Source organism: Trabulsiella odontotermitis (assembly GCF_030053895.1).
Classification (GTDB): Bacteria; Pseudomonadota; Gammaproteobacteria; order Enterobacterales; family Enterobacteriaceae; genus Trabulsiella; species Trabulsiella odontotermitis_C.
On the sequence record NZ_CP125781.1, the window covers coordinates 1787930 to 1805219 of the forward strand.

The following is a 17290-nucleotide window of genomic DNA, read 5'->3' on the forward strand; positions in this document are numbered from 1 at the left end:
GGAATAAAAAACGCCCGGCAACGCGATGAGACGCTGCCGGGCGTATGTCTGTTCGCTTAATCGCGTTTTTCGAGCAGCGTGCGATAGAGCACGCCGCCGAGGATACCGCCGACAATGGGCATCACCCAGAATAACCACAACTGCTGCAGTGCCCAGCCGCCCTGGAAGATAGCGACGGCAGTGCTGCGCGCCGGGTTAACGGAGGTGTTGGTGACCGGAATGCTGATGAGATGAATAAGCGTCAGCGCCAGACCAATGGCGATGGGCGCAAACCCGGCCGGCGCATGCTTATCCGTCGCACCGTGGATCACCAGCAGGAAGCCACAGGTCAGGACAATCTCAATGACAATGGCAGACAGCATGGAGAATCCGCCCGGTGAATGTTCGCCATAGCCGTTGGAGGCAAAGCCGCTGGCTGCCGCATCAAAACCGGCTTTACCACTGGCAATGAGATACAGAATTGCCGCAGCAATAATACCGCCAACCACCTGGGCGACAATATAACCAATCACGTCTTTTGCCGGGAAACGCCCCCCAGCCCACAGACCTAACGTCACCGCAGGGTTAAAATGGCCACCAGAGATATGACCCACGGCGTAAGCCATGGTCAGTACCGTTAAACCAAACGCCAGCGCGACACCCGCAAAACCAATTCCTAATTCAGGGAATGCTGCAGCCAGTACCGCGCTACCACAACCACCGAACACCAGCCAGAATGTACCGAAGCATTCCGCTGCTAATTTTCTGAACATAGCCACCTCAATGGATAATAGTTTATCAGTGCACGAATGAGCCGCACTGGTCATTTATTTACCGCGACAAAAGGATGCGATGAAAATAAAGACTACGTATTCTAAAAATGAAAACCATCCCTTTGCCAGTTAAATAAGACTTATTAGTTTGATTTAAGGCAATATGGTGTCATTCCTTAGGAAATTCTGAGGTAATGTAAGTGTAGAATGCTTCAATTGAAAGTAAATGTTCAGCATAAAATATAATTACAGGTTCTGATTCATATTCTTTTTACGTGTTTTCATGTTTCATCTGGAAAAGAATACGTGCATAACAGATACGATTCGACCGGTGTTCAGCGGCAGTCTCTGCCGCTATACTGCTGATAGCAAAAGGAGAATCTGGCGACGAAGGGGAGGGGTTATGCTTCTTGAACGGGTGGAAATCGTTGGTTTTCGCGGTATCAGGCGTTTATCGCTGATGCTGGAACATAACAACGTGCTGATTGGTGAAAACGCCTGGGGTAAATCCAGCCTCCTGGATGCATTAACATTACTGTTGTCTCCTGAGCCTCCACTCTACCACTTCGTACGCGATGATTTCTGGTTTCCTACTGGCGATGTACAAGGGCGCGAGCATCATTTGCACATCATTCTGACCTTCCGCGAGCGTGAGCCAGGCCGCCATCGGGTGCGTCGTTATCGCCCGCTGTCTCCGGGGTGGGTTCCCTGCGACGATGGCTATCAGCGCGTTTTTTACCGTCTCGAAGGGGAACTGGCGGAAGACGGCAGCGTGATGACGCTGCGCAGTTTCCTCGACGGCGATGGCGACGCGCTGGATCTGGACGACATCGACAACCTGGCGCACCATCTGATCCGCCTGAAACCGGTGTTACGTCTGCGCGACGCCCGCTTTATGCGCCGTATCAGCAGCGGAACGGTGCCGCATCTGCCGGATGTCGAGGTCACCGCCCGCCAGCTTGATTTTCTCTCCCGCGAGCTGGTGCGCAGCCCGCAAAACCTCACTGACGCCCAGATCCGCCAGGGGCTTTCCGCCATGGTGCAACTGCTGGAACACTATTTTTCCGAGCAGGGAACCGCCGAATCGCGCCACCGCCTGTTGCGCCGACGGTCGACGGATGAACAGCGCAGCTGGCGTTATCTCGACATTATTAACCGCATGATCGATAAGCCCGGCAGCCGCAGCCATCGGGTGATCCTGCTGGGGTTATTCTCCACCCTGTTGCAGGCCAAAGGTACGGTCAGGCTGGACCGGGACGCGCGCCCCCTGTTGTTGGTGGAAGATCCGGAAACCCGTCTGCATCCGATCATGCTCTCCGTTGCCTGGAATTTACTGAATCTTCTGCCGCTGCAGCAGGTGACCACCACCAACTCCAGCGAACTGTTGTCCATGACGCCGGTCGAGCAGGTGTGTCGTCTGGTGCGTGAGTCGTCGCGCGTGGCGGCATGGCGGCTCGGGCCGGGCGGAATGAATGCTGAAGATGGTCGCCGCATCGCGTTCCATATTCGTTTTAATCGCGCCTCTTCGCTCTTTTCCCGCTGCTGGTTGCTGGTGGAAGGTGAGACCGAAACCTGGATGATTAACGAAATGGCGCGCCAGTGTGGCCACCATTTTGATGCGGAAGGGGTGAAAGTGATTGAGTTTGCCCAGTCCGGTCTGAAGCCGCTGATCAAGTTCGCCCGCCGGATGGGCATTGAGTGGCATGTGCTGGTGGACGGTGACGAGGCTGGTAAAAAATATGCCGCGACGGTGCGCAGTCTGCTTAACAATGACGGAGAGCTGGAGCGCGATCACCTGACGGTGCTACCGGCGATGGACATGGAACACTTCATGTACAAACAGGGGTTCGCCGGGGTTTATCACCGGGTGGCTCAGGTCCCGGAAGGGGTGCCGATGAACCTGCGACGGGTGATCACCAAAGCGATTCACCGTTCGTCAAAACCGGATCTGGCTATTGAAGTGGCGATTGAAGCCGGGCGAAGGGGGATTGATGCTGTCCCGATGCTGCTGCGGAAGATGTTCTCCCGCGTGCTCTGGCTGGCGCGCGGGAGGGCGGATTAACGCTGGCACATCTGCCGCGTTTGTTGATGCAGACTGTCCAGCAACGCGTAACGGCGACGGTATTCGGCGCGTTTCTTGCTGGCAATGTCCTCCATCGCTTTGCGCGGCATTTCGCATGGCAGCACGTAATCGCCGCGCTCATCCACATGGGCGCCTATCGATGCCCAGAAACTGTTGTAATCCGCATGCAAGTGTTCCTGTTTTTTTCTGCGATAGCGCAAACTACGGTAAATGTGCGTTTCGTTACTCACCGCGCGGATCTGCTCTGCGCCGAGATGCTGCCCCAGTGTCATGGCGACTTCCAACAGCAGGCGCTTCGGAAACAGACCGTGGCAGGCTTTGGTCGCCATTTGGATCCGCTCATGCGGAACGTGCGCTTTGGCGCCCTGCATGCCACCGATATAGAGCGTATTGTTGCCCCCGAAGCGACACAGTGTAAAGGTCAGCTCCGCCAGCATGGTCTCCTGCGCGTCGCAAAACTGCAGCGTTGCTTCGCCTTCTTTATCCTGCATGGCGTCGGCCCGCAGTCGCACCGTAAAGATCTGGTCGTCTTTGCCGCTCAGCGCCGCCAGCGTGACGCCGTTCGGCGTGAGATAATGGTTGAAAACCCGTCCCGGCAACGCATTGGCGAACTGCTGATAGTGCCAACACAGGGCGTCGATCGCCTGCGTACGCGACATATTGATGGATAACCACGGACGATGCAGACGACACGGCAGCCCTGGCTGCACATTCAGCATCTGCATCAGTTGCGGCTGTTGCGCCAGCGCATTCAGTAAACGCAACGTATTGAACGGCGTGGCCAGTGAGCGAAGCATAAATTTGCGGCGATACGCAGGATTGCGCCACGCGAGCCCAGGCATCAGCTTCCCGTTTCTGAGTAACTGAAAAAGCTGCCAGCCCGACTTCAGTTGCGTGGATTCTGATTGCGATATTTCTGCGATGAATGACATGATGAAATCTGTTGGTCAGGAAGGGATGGCACTATTTCATCAGGTGAATAATCAATACTGTCTAAACAAATTTGACCTGGTGGCAAAACAGAGGGTTTCGTTGAGGTCAGGTTTAGATAGAATCATCCTTTATTTATGCCCGTGCATAGAGTTGGACTTTTTATGAATTTGAAGGGAAAAAGCAAAAAGGTTTATCTGCTGCTGGCTGTGCTGATTGTTATTGGCGGGATCTGGCTATGGCGGACGCTGAATGCTCCGCTTCCGCAGTATCAGACGCTGATTGTGCGCAAGGGAGATTTGCAACAAAGCGTGCTGGCGACAGGAAAACTGGATGCACTGCGCAAGGTGGACGTGGGCGCGCAGGTCAGCGGTCAGCTTAAAACGCTGTCGGTCAATATTGGCGATAAGGTGAAAAAAGATAAGTTGCTGGGGGTGATTGACCCGGAACAGGCGGAAAACCAGATCAAAGAGGTGGATGCCACGCTGATGGAGCTTCGCGCACAGTTACGGCAGGCGCAGGCAGAGCAGAAACTGGCGCAGGTCACGCTGGCGCGGCAGCAAAAACTGGCGAAAACCAACCTGATCTCGCAACAGGATCTGGACACCGCGGCGACCGACCTGGCGGTTAAACAGGCGCAAATCGGCACCATTGAAGCGCAAATCAAACGCAATCAGGCGACCCTCGATACGGCGAAAACCAATCTGGATTACACCCGCATTGTCGCCCCGATGGCAGGCGAAGTGACGCAGATTACCACGTTGCAGGGACAGACCGTCATCGCCGCGCAACAGGCGCCAAATATTCTGACGCTGGCGGATCTCAGCACAATGCTGGTGAAAGCCCAGGTATCGGAAGCCGATGTCATTCATCTGAAGCCGGGGCAAAAGGCCTGGTTTACGGTGCTTGGCGACCCGCTGACGCGCTACGAAGGTACGCTGAAAGACATTTTGCCGACGCCGGAAAAAGTGAATGACGCCATCTTCTATTACGCCCGTTTTGAGGTGCCGAACCCGCAGGGAGTGCTGCGTCTGGAGATGACCGCACAGGTGCATATTCAGCTCAGCGGCGTGAAAAACGTGATGACGATTCCGCTGTCGGCGCTGGGCGATGCCGTTGGCGATAACCGCTATAACGTGCGGCTGCTGCGTAACGGCGAGGTCAAGGATCGTGAAGTCACCATCGGCGCGCGTAACGATACCGAAGTGGAAATTACCAAAGGGCTGGAAGAAGGTGATGAAGTGATCACCGGCGAAGGCAAGCCCGGAGCCGCGAAATGACGGCACTGCTTGAGCTGAACAATATTCGGCGCAGTTATCCTTCCGGCGACGGCAGTGTCGATGTGTTGAAGGGGATCACGCTCAGTATTGACGCCGGTGAAATGGTGGCGATTGTCGGCGCGTCCGGCTCGGGCAAATCGACACTGATGAACATTCTCGGCTGTCTGGATAAGCCGAGCAGCGGCACCTATCGCGTTGCCGGTACTGATGTCGCCACACTGGATGGCGACGCGCTGGCAAAATTGCGCCGCGAACATTTTGGCTTCATCTTTCAGCGTTATCATTTGTTATCGCACCTGACGGCGGCGCAGAACGTGGAGATCCCGGCGGTCTACGCGGGTACAGAACGCAAGGCGCGGCGGCAGCGCTCGCTCGAATTGCTGAAACGGCTGGGGCTGGACGACCGGGTGGATTATCAGCCGTCAAAACTGTCCGGCGGTCAGCAGCAACGCGTGAGTATTGCGCGTGCGCTGATGAATGGCGGACAGGTGATCCTCGCCGATGAACCCACCGGGGCGCTGGATACCCATTCCGGCGACGAAGTGATGGCTATCCTGCATCAGCTCAAAGAGCAGGGCCATACAGTGATTATCGTAACGCATGATCCGCAGGTGGCGGCGCAGGCGGAACGCATCATTGAAATTCGCGACGGGGAGATTATCACTAATCCCCCGGTGAAAACGGCGGCGCAGCGGCGGACGGTCAGCGAGCGAAATGTCAACGCTTCCGGCTGGCGGCAGTTCACCAGCGGCTTTCGCGAAGCGCTGTCGATGGCCTGGCGCGCGCTGGCGGCTAATAAAATGCGCACCCTGCTGACGATGCTGGGGATTATTATCGGTATCGCTTCAGTGGTTTCCATTGTGGTGGTGGGCGACGCCGCCAAACAGATGGTGCTGGCGGATATCCGGGCGATTGGCACCAATACTATTGATATCTACCCCGGCAAAGATTTTGGTGACGACGATCCGCAGTACCAGCAGTCGCTGAAATATGACGATCTGCTGGCGATCCAGAAACAGTCATGGGTCAGTTCGGCGACACCGGCGGTTTCAAAAAGCTTGCGTCTGCGCGCCAACAATATTGATGTGGCGGCGAACGCAGAAGGAGTCGGCGGACAGTATTTTAACGTCTACGGCATGACCTTCAGCGAAGGGAATACTTTTAACGATATTCAGCTCAATGGCCGCGCACAAGTGGTAGTGCTTGACAGCAACAGCCGCCGCCAGCTCTTTCCCAATAAAGTGAAGGTCGTCGGGGAAGTGATTCTGGTGGGCAATACGCCCGCCACGGTGATTGGCGTGGCAGATGAAAAACAGTCGATGTTCGGTAGCAGCAAAGTGCTGCGCGTCTGGCTGCCGTACACCACCATGTCAGGGCGTGTGGTCGGGCAGTCGTGGCTCAACTCGATTACCGTCAGGGTCAAAGAGGGTTATGACAGCGCCGTGGCGGAACAGCAACTCACCCGGTTGCTGACATTGCGCCACGGTAAGAAAGATTTCTTTACCTGGAATATGGACAGCGTCTTGAAAACGGCAGAAAGAACCACACATACTCTTCAGCTGTTCCTGACGCTGGTGGCGGTGATCTCGCTGGTGGTCGGCGGGATTGGCGTGATGAATATTATGCTGGTGTCAGTAACGGAACGTACCCGTGAAATCGGCATCCGTATGGCGGTCGGCGCGCGAGCCAGCGATGTGCTGCAACAGTTCCTCATTGAGGCGGTGCTGGTTTGTCTTGTGGGCGGCGCGCTGGGTGTGACGTTGTCGCTGATGATTGCCGTGGTATTGCAGCTCTTTTTGCCGGGCTGGGAGATTGGTTTCTCACCGCTGGCGCTGCTGACCGCATTTTTCTGCTCGACGCTGACCGGCGTGCTGTTTGGCTGGCTGCCCGCGCGAAACGCGGCCCGACTCGATCCAGTTGATGCACTGGCACGCGAATAAGCGAAAAAAATGCCAGTCATAAGGACTGGCATTTTGCCTGCGGGATGTACACAATAATGCATAAGAGCTATGCGGTCGTTTCTGCTTCGACGGGCACAATCACTGAGGCATGATTGCCTTTAGGGCCCTGGTGGACATCAAACCGAACAGATTGCCCGGCTTTTAGCGTTCTGTAACCATCCATCTGAATGGTGGAGTAATGAGCGAATATGTCTTCGCCACCGCCCTCGGGACAGATAAAACCAAACCCTTTGGCATTGTTGAACCACTTAACAGTACCCATTTCCATACTTCGACATCCTTCGTAAATCTTTATAAGTAGATGGAATGACCGGTGGTAGAGTGGGGGGTTGTTCAAATCCTCGCCAACTCTCGTCAGTAGAATGTAGATAAAGCGGGTATCGCGTCAAGGGGATGGCATCGCGAAACGGTGGAAAATGAATCAAAATTTGAAGCAGTTAACGCTATTCCGGGGAATGTGACAGCCGTCGCGGATGACAACAATAGATGATAGTTATCGGCGATCTCGTGTAGATTCAATAGTGTGTAGACTCTTGTCAGCGGCAGGCCTCGGGTCTGTCGGCACCTGTAAACTAAGATGATAACTGACGATGAGCAAGACCAGAGAGTGGCTGGACTTTGACCAGCTTGCAGAAGATAAACTGCGCGATGCGCTAAAGCCGCCATCTATGTATAAAGTGATATTGGTCAATGATGATTATACTCCCATGGAGTTTGTTATTGACGTGTTACAAAAATTCTTTTCTTATGATGTAGAACGTGCAACGCAACTGATGCTCACGGTTCATTATCAAGGTAAGGCGATTTGTGGTGTATTTACCGCCGAGGTCGCAGAAACCAAAGTGGCGATGGTGAACAAATACGCAAGGGAGAACGAGCATCCGTTGCTGTGTACGCTGGAAAAAGCCTGAAGACAGGCATGAAAATTGGGGGAGGTGCCTATGCTCAATCAAGAACTGGAACTCAGTTTAAATATGGCTTTCGCCAGAGCGCGCGAGCACCGTCATGAGTTTATGACCGTCGAGCATCTGTTGCTGGCTCTGCTCAGCAACCCATCGGCCCGTGAAGCGCTGGAAGCGTGTTCCGTGGATCTGGTGGCGCTGCGTCAGGAACTCGAAGCCTTCATCGAACAAACCACACCCGTCCTGCCCGCCAGTGAAGAAGAGCGCGATACACAACCGACGCTCAGCTTCCAGCGTGTGTTGCAGCGCGCGGTCTTTCACGTTCAGTCTTCCGGTCGCAGTGAAGTTACCGGCGCGAATGTGCTGGTCGCTATTTTCAGCGAGCAGGAGTCGCAAGCGGCTTACCTGCTGCGTAAACACGAAGTCAGCCGCCTTGATGTGGTGAACTTCATTTCTCACGGCACGCGCAAAGACGAGCCGAGCCAGTCTTCAGATGCCGGCAGTCAACCGAACAGCGAAGAGCAAGCAGGCGGGGAGGAACGTATGGAAAACTTCACGACCAACCTCAATCAGCTCGCGCGTGTTGGCGGCATCGACCCGTTAATCGGACGGGACAAGGAACTGGAACGCGCTATCCAGGTTCTGTGTCGTCGTCGTAAAAATAACCCGCTGCTGGTGGGGGAATCCGGTGTCGGTAAAACGGCCATCGCCGAAGGTCTCGCCTGGCGCATTGTGCAGGGCGACGTGCCGGAAGTGATCGCCGATTGCACCATCTATTCGCTGGATATCGGTTCATTGCTGGCAGGTACTAAATACCGCGGTGATTTTGAAAAACGCTTTAAGGCGTTGCTGAAACAGCTGGAGCAGGATACCAACAGCATTCTGTTCATCGACGAGATCCACACCATTATTGGTGCGGGCGCGGCGTCGGGCGGTCAGGTAGATGCTGCTAACCTGATCAAACCGCTGCTTTCCAGCGGTAAGATCCGGGTGATCGGCTCAACCACCTATCAGGAATTCAGCAATATCTTTGAGAAGGATCGTGCGCTGGCGCGCCGTTTCCAGAAAATTGATATCACCGAGCCGTCCGTCGAAGAGACGGTGCAGATCCTCAACGGTCTGAAACCGAAATACGAAGCGCACCACGACGTGCGTTACACCGCGAAAGCGGTACGTGCGGCGGTGGAGCTGGCGGTGAAATACATCAACGATCGCCATCTGCCGGATAAAGCGATTGACGTGATCGACGAAGCGGGCGCGCGTGCCCGTCTGATGCCGGTCAGCAAACGCAAGAAAACCGTCAACGTGGCGGATATCGAATCCGTAGTGGCGCGTATTGCGCGTATCCCGGAGAAGAGTGTCTCGCAAAGCGATCGCGATACGCTGAAAAACCTTGGCGATCGCCTGAAAATGCTGGTCTTTGGTCAGGATAACGCCATTGAAGCGTTAACCGAAGCCATCAAGATGAGCCGCGCTGGCCTCGGTCACGACCACAAACCGGTAGGTTCTTTCCTGTTCGCCGGGCCAACCGGGGTCGGGAAAACCGAAGTGACCGTGCAACTGGCGAAAGCGCTGGGCATTGAGCTGCTGCGTTTCGATATGTCCGAATATATGGAACGTCATACGGTGAGCCGCCTGATTGGCGCGCCTCCGGGCTATGTGGGCTTCGACCAGGGCGGTCTGCTGACCGATGCAGTTATTAAGCATCCTCACGCCGTACTGCTGCTGGACGAAATCGAGAAAGCGCACCCGGATGTCTTTAACCTGCTGTTACAGGTAATGGACAACGGTACGCTGACTGATAACAACGGCCGCAAAGCGGACTTCCGCAACGTGGTGATGGTGATGACCACCAACGCCGGGGTACGGGAAACCGAACGTAAATCCATCGGCCTTATCCAGCAGGATAACAGCACCGATGCGATGGAGGAGATCAAGAAGATCTTTACGCCGGAATTCCGTAACCGTCTGGACAACATCATCTGGTTCGATCACCTCTCGACCGACGTGATTCATCAGGTGGTGGATAAGTTCATCGTCGAACTGCAGGTGCAACTGGATCAGAAAGGCGTGTCGCTGGAAGTGAGCCAGGATGCCCGTAACTGGCTGGCAGACAAAGGCTACGATCGTGCTATGGGTGCGCGTCCGATGGCGCGTGTAATTCAGGACAACCTGAAAAAACCACTGGCGAACGAGTTGCTGTTTGGTCAACTGGTTGATGGTGGTCAGGTTACCGTCGAGCTGGATAAAGAGAAAAATGCGCTGACTTATGGTTTCCAGAGTGCGCAAAAGCACAAACCGGAAGCGGCACATTGATTTTCTGACTGCATTAAAAAACGGGCGAAAGCCCGTTTTTTTGTCCACCACACCATGAAAAAAGGCCGGGAAGCGTTCCCGGCCTTTCAGCATAATTCGGTTGCCGTTTCGGCAAGTAAAACAATCAGCGACTACGGAAGACAATGCGGCCTTTGCTCAGGTCGTACGGGGTCAGCTCAACAGTCACTTTGTCGCCCGTCAGAATGCGGATATAGTTTTTACGCATTTTACCGGAGATATGCGCGGTTACCACGTGTCCGTTTTCCAGTTCTACGCGGAACATAGTGTTAGGCAACGTTTCGAGAACGGTACCCTGCATTTCAATATTGTCTTCTTTGGCCATCTAGTCCTCTGGGGTATCACTACCATAGTTTTGAACCGGCAAGATAATGCCGAAATTCAGCAATTAAGTAAAGATTTGTACGTAAAAAACGCAAAGCCGTTTTTGCGCATTGCCCTGATGCCACACGAAAAGAGCGTATGACAGCGCAAACGTAGAGAAGGAGCAGTGGTATTAACTGACTCGAACGGTCCCAAACGACGGCGGGGCAAGATGCAGAAACGACTCTTCGGCACAATTATATCACCCTGATAAAAAAATGTTTCGAAAACATTTATGTCGCAGGGGAAAAGAGCGTTCTCGGCACCCAGCAGCGCTGCGTGAGGGAATGAACGCGTAATGCGGAAAGGTATTCAAGGTAATCCCGTCGGGGTATCTCAGACACGCCCAGCGACGCCGTGTGGCTGTTCAGCACCTGGCAGTCGATGAGTTTGCCGCCCTGACGGGCAAAATCGGCGCTGAACACCAGCAGCGCGGTTTTAGAGGCATTCTCTGCGCGGCTGAACATCGACTCGCCGCAGAACAGCGCACCCTGGGAAACGCCATACATGCCGCCCACCAGTTCATCCTCTTTCCAGACTTCAACCGAATGCGCGTGGCCGAGCTCGTGAAGACGATGATAGGCTTCAACAATGTCATGGGTGATCCACGTGCCTTCGTCGCGATCGCTGGCGCAGCCTTCAATCACGCGCTCAAACGCATGGTTCAGCGTCACGCGGTAGGGTGAATTTTTATGGAATCGCTTCATGCTGCGGCTGATGTGAAACTGTTCCGGCCACAGAACCGCGCGGGGGTCGGGCGACCACCACAGAATAGGATCGCCTGGCGAGTACCAGGGGAAAATGCCGCGCTGGTACGCCATCAATAGCCGTGCCGGGCTAAGATCGCCCCCTAATGCCAGTAACCCATTGGGTTCACGCAGAGCCCCTTCTGGCGAGGGGAACGCAATCGAGTAACGGGAAAGCTGGACCAGACGCATGCCAGGACGACCTCTTACATGGCAAACAAGAGTAATAGTGGCCTACAGACGCTGCGTAAAATGGTAATAACGCCCCCGTTTCACCAACAGATCTGCGTGACTACCATGCTCAATAATTTGTCCGTTGTCCATTACAATTATCTGATCAAAACGCGCCAGCCCGCGCAGGCGATGCGTCACCATCAGCATGGTTTTTCCCCGCATCACAACCGCAAGTAAATCAAGAATTTGCCGCTCTGTTGCCGCGTCCAGTCCTTCGGTTGGCTCATCCAGCAGCATCAGTGGCGCATCGTGCAGCAGCGCGCGAGCGATGGCCAGACGGCGCAGTTCGCCACCCGATAACTGACGCCCGCCTTCGCCGAGCCAGCTGTTAAGCCCGCTGTCCTCAAGCAGCTTACCCAGCCCGGTACGCAGCAACACGGCTTTCAGCTCATCATCCGTCGCCGCTGGTTTTGCCAGCAGCAGGTTGTCGCGCAACGTGGCGCTGAAAAGATGAACGCGCTGCGGAACAACGCTCATCGAGCGGCGCAACGACGTTTCGTCGAACTCGCTGATGTGACGATCGTTGAGCAGGATCTCGCCGTGCTGTGGGTTCCAGGCCCGCGTCAGTAACTGCAGCAGGGTGGATTTGCCGCAGCCGGTGCGCCCGAGGATCGCCACGTGTTCCCCTGCTGCGATTTGCGCTGAAATGCTGTCCAGCGCTGGTTGTTGTTGTTCCGGGTAGTGGAATGAAACCTGTTTGAGCGTCAGCCTGACTTGCGACGGCACTGCGGTTGCGGCATCCGGGAAGCTGACTTCAGGCTGCTGTTCGGTTATCTGGCTGATGCGTAAGGCGGAAGCAATGACCTGACCGAGATGCTGGAAAGCGCCCGTTACCGGTGCCAGCGCTTCAAATGCCGCCAGCGCGCAGAACACAAACAACGCAATGAGCGCGCCAGGCTGTTTGTTGCCACCGACGTCGCCTGCGGCCATCCATAGCATGGTGATCACCGCCACGCCGCCGATCAGTAACATGACGGCCTGCGACAGGGCTGTCAGTTCGGACTGACGGCGCTGCGCCTCATGCCAGTTCATTTCCGTCTGTTCCATCTGCTGACGATAGCGGGTACTGGCGTTAAACAGCGACAGCTCGGCCTGACCCTGCAACCACGCCGTCACTTGCTGGCGGTACTGACCACGCAGCCGGGTAAGGCTTTCACCGGTGGGTTTCCCGGCGCGATAAAACAGGGGCGGCAGGACAAACAGCGTTGCCAGCATGATGCCACCCAGCGTCAGGGCCAGCGTCATATCAAGAAAGCTCAGACCAAACGTCACCACCAGAATGACCACCAGCGCGCCCACCAGCGGCGAGATCACGCGCAGATAGAGATGATCAAGGGTATCGACATCCGCCACTACGCGGTTAAGCAGCTCGCCCTGGCGAAAACGCGCCAGCCCGGCAGGGGAGAGGGGAAGCAGCTTGCTGAAAGTAAAGACGCGCAGGTGCTGCAACACACGGAAGGTAGCGTCGTGGCTCACCAGACGCTCAAAATAGCGCCCGGCGGTACGAATAATCGCCGCGCCGCGCACGCCCGCCGCAGGCAGCATGTAGTTAAAACTGTAAAGCCCGGCAACACCGACCACCGCAGAGGCTGACAGGAACCAGCCGGACAGCGTCAACAGGCCGATGCTGGCAAGCAGCGTGACAATCGCCAGCACGACACCGAGTGACAGCAGCCATTTGTGGCGTTTATAGAGCGCCAGATAGGGAAGCAGTGCGCGCATTTAAATCTCCTCCTGACGGTGGGCCAGCAGGCTGGCAAACGGGCCGTCAGCCTGTGCCAGCGTCGCATAGCGTCCCTGTTCAACCAGGCGCCCGTCGTGCATCACCCAGACGGCGTCCCAGTCGGTCAGGTTTTCCAGTTGATGCGTGACCATCAGCGTGGCCTGGCGGGTTGATGCCTGTGTTAACGCCTGCATTACGCGCAGTTCGCTGTGCGCATCAAGACTGGCAGCGGGTTCATCCAGCAGCAACAGGCGGCACGGCGTGAGCAGGGCGCGGGCGACGGCAACGCGCTGCGCCTGACCGACGGAAAGCCCGGCGGCCTGATCACCGGTTGGCGTGTCGATGCCCTGCGGTAACTGATGAATAAATTCGCTGACCCAGGCGGCGTCAAGTGCGGCCTGAAGCTGTTCGTCGCTGGCGTCAGGATCCGCCAGCAGGACGTTTTCACGCAGCGTAGCGGCGGGCAGTTGCGGGTTTTGCCCGACCCAGCTTATCAGGCGGCGCCAGCCTTCCGCATGCAGCTCGCGCAGTTCAACGCCGTTGATGCGCAGGCTGCCTTCATAAGGTAAAAAACCGGCCAGCGTATTGAGCAGCGAGCTTTTTCCGGAACCGCTTTGCCCGACCAGCACTACGCGCTGCCCGGCAGCAAGTTCAAAATCGAGCGGTCCTGCCAGTGTTTTGCCTTCGGGCGATTTGATGATGAGTCCGTGCGCCTGAATACTGACCATTTCGTCGTCAGACAGCCGGTGTTCGCCGGGTTCAGGCTGCGCCAGCGGCGTTTCGAGAAACGTTTTCAGGCTGTCAGCCGCGCCGACCGCCTGCGCTTTGGCATGGTAAAAGGTCCCGAGATCACGCAGCGGCTGGAAAAATTCCGGTGCCAGAATCAGCGCTAAGAAACCGGCCGAGAGCGTCACGCCGAGGCCATAAGAGCCGAAATTAAATTCGCCAAGGTAAGAGAAGCCAAAGTAGACCGCCACCAGTGCTATCGACAGCGAGGCGAAAAATTCCAGCACCCCGGAGGAGAGAAACGCCAGGCGCAGTACTTCCATCGTCCGCTGGCGAAAATCCTGCGACGCATGGCGGATGTTTTCGGTTTCCGCATCGCCGCGACCGAACAGTCGCAGGGTGTCCATCCCGCGCAGACGGTCGAGAAAGTGACCGCTCAGGCGAGCCAGTGCGAGGAAATTACGCCGGTTGGCATCGGCCGCGCCCATACCAACCAGCGCCATAAACAGCGGGATGAGCGGCGCGGTGCAGAGCAGGATCAGCGCGGCGGCCCAGTTATAAGGGAAAATCGTCATCACGATCAGCAACGGTACGCAGACCGCCAGCGCCATTTGTGGCAGGTAGCGGGCGTAGTAATCATGCATATCATCGATCTGTTCCAGGATCAGCGTCGCCCAGCTTCCGGCTGGTTTCCCCTGGATCCACGCCGGACCGGCCTGTTGCAGGCGGTCAAGCACCTGACGGCGGATCTCAAAACGAATCGTTTGCCCGGCGTGAAACCCGACACGCTCACGCAGCCATACCACCCAGGCGCGCAGCACCCAGGTCAGCACCAGCAGAACGAACGGCAGTAGCAGGGCTTCGCGCGGGATGTTTACCATGATCATGTGATGGAGCGTGCGGGCGAGCAGCCAGGCTTGCGCGACAATCAGGAGTCCACTGACGAAGCCCAGCAGACGAGAGAGCGTCAGCCAGCGTCGGGACAGGATACTCTGCTGTTTTAACCAGCGGGTAAGCTCTTGTTGACGGGTTTTATTCATTGCGTGCTTAGCAGGTGCAGTTATGAGTTTTATTGGGCACGGCAATGTTACATCGGGGCAAAAATAAAGGCGACTTTTCGTCGCCTTCTTTACCTTTGTTACTGACTTGTAAAGATTATTTGCACGCGTCAGCCAGACCGTCGAGATAACGCTCAGCATCCAGTGCAGCCATACAGCCGGTACCTGCGGAGGTGATCGCCTGACGGTAAATATGGTCCATTACATCGCCCGCAGCAAAGACGCCCGGGATGCTGGTCTGGGTGGCGTTGCCGTGGATCCCGGACTGCACCTTGATATAGCCGTTTTCCAGCGCCAGTTGACCGTCAAAAATCGCAGTGTTTGGGCTGTGACCAATCGCCACAAACAGGCCAGCGACGTCCAGTGTTTCAACGATATCGGTATTTTGCGTATCACGGATGCGCACACCGCTCACGCCCATCTGGTCGCCGGTCACTTCTTCCAGCGTACGATGGGTGTGCAGTACGATATTGCCGCTGGCGACTTTATCCATCAGACGATTGATGAGGATTTTTTCCGCACGGAACGAATCGCGGCGGTGAATCAGGTGCACCTCAGAAGCGATATTCGACAGATATAACGCCTCTTCGACCGCCGTGTTGCCGCCGCCGATGACCGCCACTTTCTGGTTACGGTAGAAGAACCCGTCACAGGTCGCGCAGGCAGAGACGCCGCGGCCTTTAAATGCCTCTTCAGACGGCAGACCCAGATAACGTGCCGAAGCGCCGGTCGCGATGATCAGCGCGTCGCAGGTGTATTCACCGTTGTCGCCAGTCAGGCGGAACGGACGGTTCTGTAAATCAACCTTGTTGATGTGATCGAACAGGATTTCGGTGTCGAATTTGGTCGCATGCTCATGCATACGCTCCATCAGCAGCGGCCCGGTCAGGTCGTTTGGATCACCCGGCCAGTTTTCCACTTCGGTGGTGGTGGTCAGTTGACCGCCTTTTTCCAGCCCGGTGATTAACACCGGCTTCAGGTTGGCGCGTGCTGCATAGACCGCCGCGGTGTATCCCGCAGGGCCGGAACCCAGAATAAGCAATTTACTGTGTTTGGTCGTGCCCATGAGATCCCCATAATTGTTGGCAGACGTTTGCCGCGATTGTAGGGAATTTGTTGCAGTAAAAAAAGGGCTCCGCAATGTTGTTAGCGATATGTGCAATAGAAAACGCCGATGAATAGTCGATTTTTCTGCCGTTGACTATAATAATTTCTTCTGAAAAGTGACGTGTTATAAGGCGAAAACATGAGGATCGGCAGAGTCAGTTAAGGAATATCTGGCATGTTGTACTAAAAATCGATGTTTTGCTTTGACAATCACCTGTGCTTTTGCGAAAACATTCAAGGAAGATTAAAGAAGTGTTTCGCGTGTGCTGAATTACCATGCATGCAAATACCATTTATATACACGGTTCCGTGTATACCCGGGCTAGCGCAATCCGCGCATGGCGTGGACAGACGCCATACGAGATAGCGAAAGCTGCCGACTGGCACCGGTCTTCTCAACACGTACCCTGGATTACGTTATGTCTCTGGTAACAGAGCGGCGCGTAAACAATGGGCGCAGACTCTGAACAGTGACGTGCTAAGAGTCCAGACAGGAGTAGGGAAGGAATACAGAGAGACAATAATAATGGTAGATAGCAAGAAGCGCCCAGGCAAAGATCTCGACCGCATCGATCGCAACATTCTGAATGAGTTGCAAAAGGATGGGCGTATTTCCAACGTCGAGCTTTCTAAACGAGTGGGACTTTCTCCGACGCCTTGCCTTGAGCGTGTGCGCCGGCTGGAAAGACAGGGTTTTATTCAGGGCTATACCGCGCTGTTGAACCCGCATTATCTGGATGCATCACTTCTGGTTTTTGTTGAGATTACTCTGAATCGTGGTGCACCGGATGTGTTTGAGCAATTCAACTCCGCTGTACAGAAACTTGAAGAAATTCAAGAGTGTCATCTGGTTTCCGGCGATTTCGACTATTTGTTGAAGACCCGTGTACCGGATATGTCAGCGTATCGTAAGTTACTGGGCGAGACCCTGCTGCGTCTGCCGGGTGTGAACGACACCCGTACTTACGTGGTCATGGAAGAGGTCAAACAGAGCAATCGTCTGGTAATTAAGACTCGCTAATACGGAACAGGTGCAAAATCGGCATAGTTTGATTACACTCCTGTTAATCCATACAGCAACAGTGCCGGGG

The 17290-nt window shown here is 55.4% G+C and carries 14 protein-coding genes; 6 read left to right on the top strand and 8 right to left on the bottom strand.

The features are described from left to right. Positions 1-56 precede the first annotated feature (56 nt). Complete coding sequence (aqpZ, locus tag QMG90_RS08580) at positions 57-752, bottom strand: aquaporin Z (protein ID WP_283283408.1); 696 nt, start codon at positions 750-752, stop codon at positions 57-59. 403 nt (positions 753-1155) lie between these two features. Here aqpZ and QMG90_RS08585 point away from each other — a divergent pair, with 403 nt between their 5' ends. After that, entirely contained in the window at positions 1156-2814 is a 1659-nt protein-coding gene (locus tag QMG90_RS08585) for an ATP-dependent nuclease (protein ID WP_283283409.1), read from the top strand. On the opposite strand, the gene QMG90_RS08590 is transcribed toward QMG90_RS08585, so the two are convergent. Continuing rightward, positions 2811-3767, bottom strand: coding sequence for a VirK/YbjX family protein (locus QMG90_RS08590; RefSeq protein ID WP_283283410.1), 957 nt, complete (start codon positions 3765-3767; stop codon positions 2811-2813). The two genes, QMG90_RS08585 and QMG90_RS08590, sit on opposite strands and share 4 nt — an antisense overlap. 162 nt (positions 3768-3929) lie before the next feature. Here QMG90_RS08590 and macA point away from each other — a divergent pair, with 162 nt between their 5' ends. Both macA and macB read left to right on the top strand, forming a co-directional pair. Then, the gene (gene macA, locus QMG90_RS08595; RefSeq protein WP_283283411.1) at positions 3930-5045 is read left to right on the top strand and encodes a macrolide transporter subunit MacA; all 1116 of its coding nucleotides are present in this window, start codon (positions 3930-3932) and stop codon (positions 5043-5045) included. After that, on the top strand, positions 5042-6985 hold the full coding sequence (gene macB, locus QMG90_RS08600) for a macrolide ABC transporter ATP-binding protein/permease MacB (RefSeq protein WP_283283412.1): 1944 nt from the start codon (positions 5042-5044) through the stop codon (positions 6983-6985). The genes macA and macB overlap by 4 nt, the downstream gene beginning before the upstream one ends. Positions 6986-7052: 67 nt before the next feature. Here macB and cspD read toward each other — a convergent pair whose 3' ends face one another. After that, positions 7053-7274: a cold shock-like protein CspD gene (cspD, locus tag QMG90_RS08605; RefSeq protein ID WP_038154727.1), complete on the bottom strand. Its 222-nt coding sequence runs from the start codon at positions 7272-7274 to the stop codon at positions 7053-7055. Between the two features lie 322 nt (positions 7275-7596). Between cspD and clpS the strand changes: the two genes are divergently transcribed. Beyond that, positions 7597-7917 (top strand): ATP-dependent Clp protease adapter ClpS, encoded by a 321-nt coding sequence (clpS, locus tag QMG90_RS08610; protein WP_038154726.1) that lies wholly within the window; start codon positions 7597-7599, stop codon positions 7915-7917. A 30-nt stretch (positions 7918-7947) separates the two neighbouring features. Then, positions 7948-10224, top strand: coding sequence for an ATP-dependent Clp protease ATP-binding subunit ClpA (gene clpA / locus QMG90_RS08615; protein WP_283283413.1), 2277 nt, complete (start codon positions 7948-7950; stop codon positions 10222-10224). Between the two features lie 124 nt (positions 10225-10348). Here clpA and infA read toward each other — a convergent pair whose 3' ends face one another. The 5 genes from infA to trxB all read right to left on the bottom strand — a co-directional run bounded on the left by infA (position 10349) and on the right by trxB (position 16158). Further along, positions 10349-10567: a translation initiation factor IF-1 gene (infA, locus tag QMG90_RS08620; protein ID WP_001040187.1), complete on the bottom strand. Its 219-nt coding sequence runs from the start codon at positions 10565-10567 to the stop codon at positions 10349-10351. A 271-nt stretch (positions 10568-10838) separates the two neighbouring features. Further along, on the bottom strand, positions 10839-11543 hold the full coding sequence (aat, locus tag QMG90_RS08630) for a leucyl/phenylalanyl-tRNA--protein transferase (protein ID WP_283283414.1): 705 nt from the start codon (positions 11541-11543) through the stop codon (positions 10839-10841). A 42-nt stretch (positions 11544-11585) separates the two neighbouring features. Next, a complete protein-coding gene (gene cydC / locus QMG90_RS08635; RefSeq protein WP_283283415.1) occupies positions 11586-13307 on the bottom strand; it encodes a heme ABC transporter ATP-binding protein/permease CydC in 1722 nt (573 codons plus the stop codon). Then, positions 13308-15074 (bottom strand): heme ABC transporter permease/ATP-binding protein CydD, encoded by a 1767-nt coding sequence (gene cydD, locus QMG90_RS08640; RefSeq protein WP_283283416.1) that lies wholly within the window; start codon positions 15072-15074, stop codon positions 13308-13310. 115 nt (positions 15075-15189) lie between these two features. Next, on the bottom strand, positions 15190-16158 hold the full coding sequence (gene trxB / locus QMG90_RS08645; RefSeq protein WP_283283417.1) for a thioredoxin-disulfide reductase: 969 nt from the start codon (positions 16156-16158) through the stop codon (positions 15190-15192). A 567-nt stretch (positions 16159-16725) separates the two neighbouring features. Between trxB and lrp the strand changes: the two genes are divergently transcribed. Next, complete coding sequence (gene lrp, locus QMG90_RS08650) at positions 16726-17220, top strand: leucine-responsive transcriptional regulator Lrp (RefSeq protein ID WP_002439523.1); 495 nt, start codon at positions 16726-16728, stop codon at positions 17218-17220. Positions 17221-17290 lie beyond the last annotated feature (70 nt).

What these genes read in the sequence shown, in the direction of transcription:
- lrp (WP_002439523.1), top strand. Translation starts at nt 16,726, where the DNA reads ATGGTAGATAGCAAGAAGCGCCCAGGCAAAGATCTCGACCGCATCGAT.
- cydC (WP_283283415.1), bottom strand. Translation starts at nt 13,307, where the DNA reads ATGCGCGCACTGCTTCCCTATCTGGCGCTCTATAAACGCCACAAATGG.
- cspD (WP_038154727.1), bottom strand. Translation starts at nt 7,274, where the DNA reads ATGGAAATGGGTACTGTTAAGTGGTTCAACAATGCCAAAGGGTTTGGT.
- macA (WP_283283411.1), top strand. Translation starts at nt 3,930, where the DNA reads ATGAATTTGAAGGGAAAAAGCAAAAAGGTTTATCTGCTGCTGGCTGTG.
- trxB (WP_283283417.1), bottom strand. Translation starts at nt 16,158, where the DNA reads ATGGGCACGACCAAACACAGTAAATTGCTTATTCTGGGTTCCGGCCCT.
- infA (WP_001040187.1), bottom strand. Translation starts at nt 10,567, where the DNA reads ATGGCCAAAGAAGACAATATTGAAATGCAGGGTACCGTTCTCGAAACG.
- clpS (WP_038154726.1), top strand. Translation starts at nt 7,597, where the DNA reads ATGAGCAAGACCAGAGAGTGGCTGGACTTTGACCAGCTTGCAGAAGAT.
- clpA (WP_283283413.1), top strand. Translation starts at nt 7,948, where the DNA reads ATGCTCAATCAAGAACTGGAACTCAGTTTAAATATGGCTTTCGCCAGA.
- aat (WP_283283414.1), bottom strand. Translation starts at nt 11,543, where the DNA reads ATGCGTCTGGTCCAGCTTTCCCGTTACTCGATTGCGTTCCCCTCGCCA.
- macB (WP_283283412.1), top strand. Translation starts at nt 5,042, where the DNA reads ATGACGGCACTGCTTGAGCTGAACAATATTCGGCGCAGTTATCCTTCC.
- QMG90_RS08585 (WP_283283409.1), top strand. Translation starts at nt 1,156, where the DNA reads ATGCTTCTTGAACGGGTGGAAATCGTTGGTTTTCGCGGTATCAGGCGT.
- cydD (WP_283283416.1), bottom strand. Translation starts at nt 15,074, where the DNA reads ATGAATAAAACCCGTCAACAAGAGCTTACCCGCTGGTTAAAACAGCAG.
- aqpZ (WP_283283408.1), bottom strand. Translation starts at nt 752, where the DNA reads ATGTTCAGAAAATTAGCAGCGGAATGCTTCGGTACATTCTGGCTGGTG.
- QMG90_RS08590 (WP_283283410.1), bottom strand. Translation starts at nt 3,767, where the DNA reads ATGTCATTCATCGCAGAAATATCGCAATCAGAATCCACGCAACTGAAG.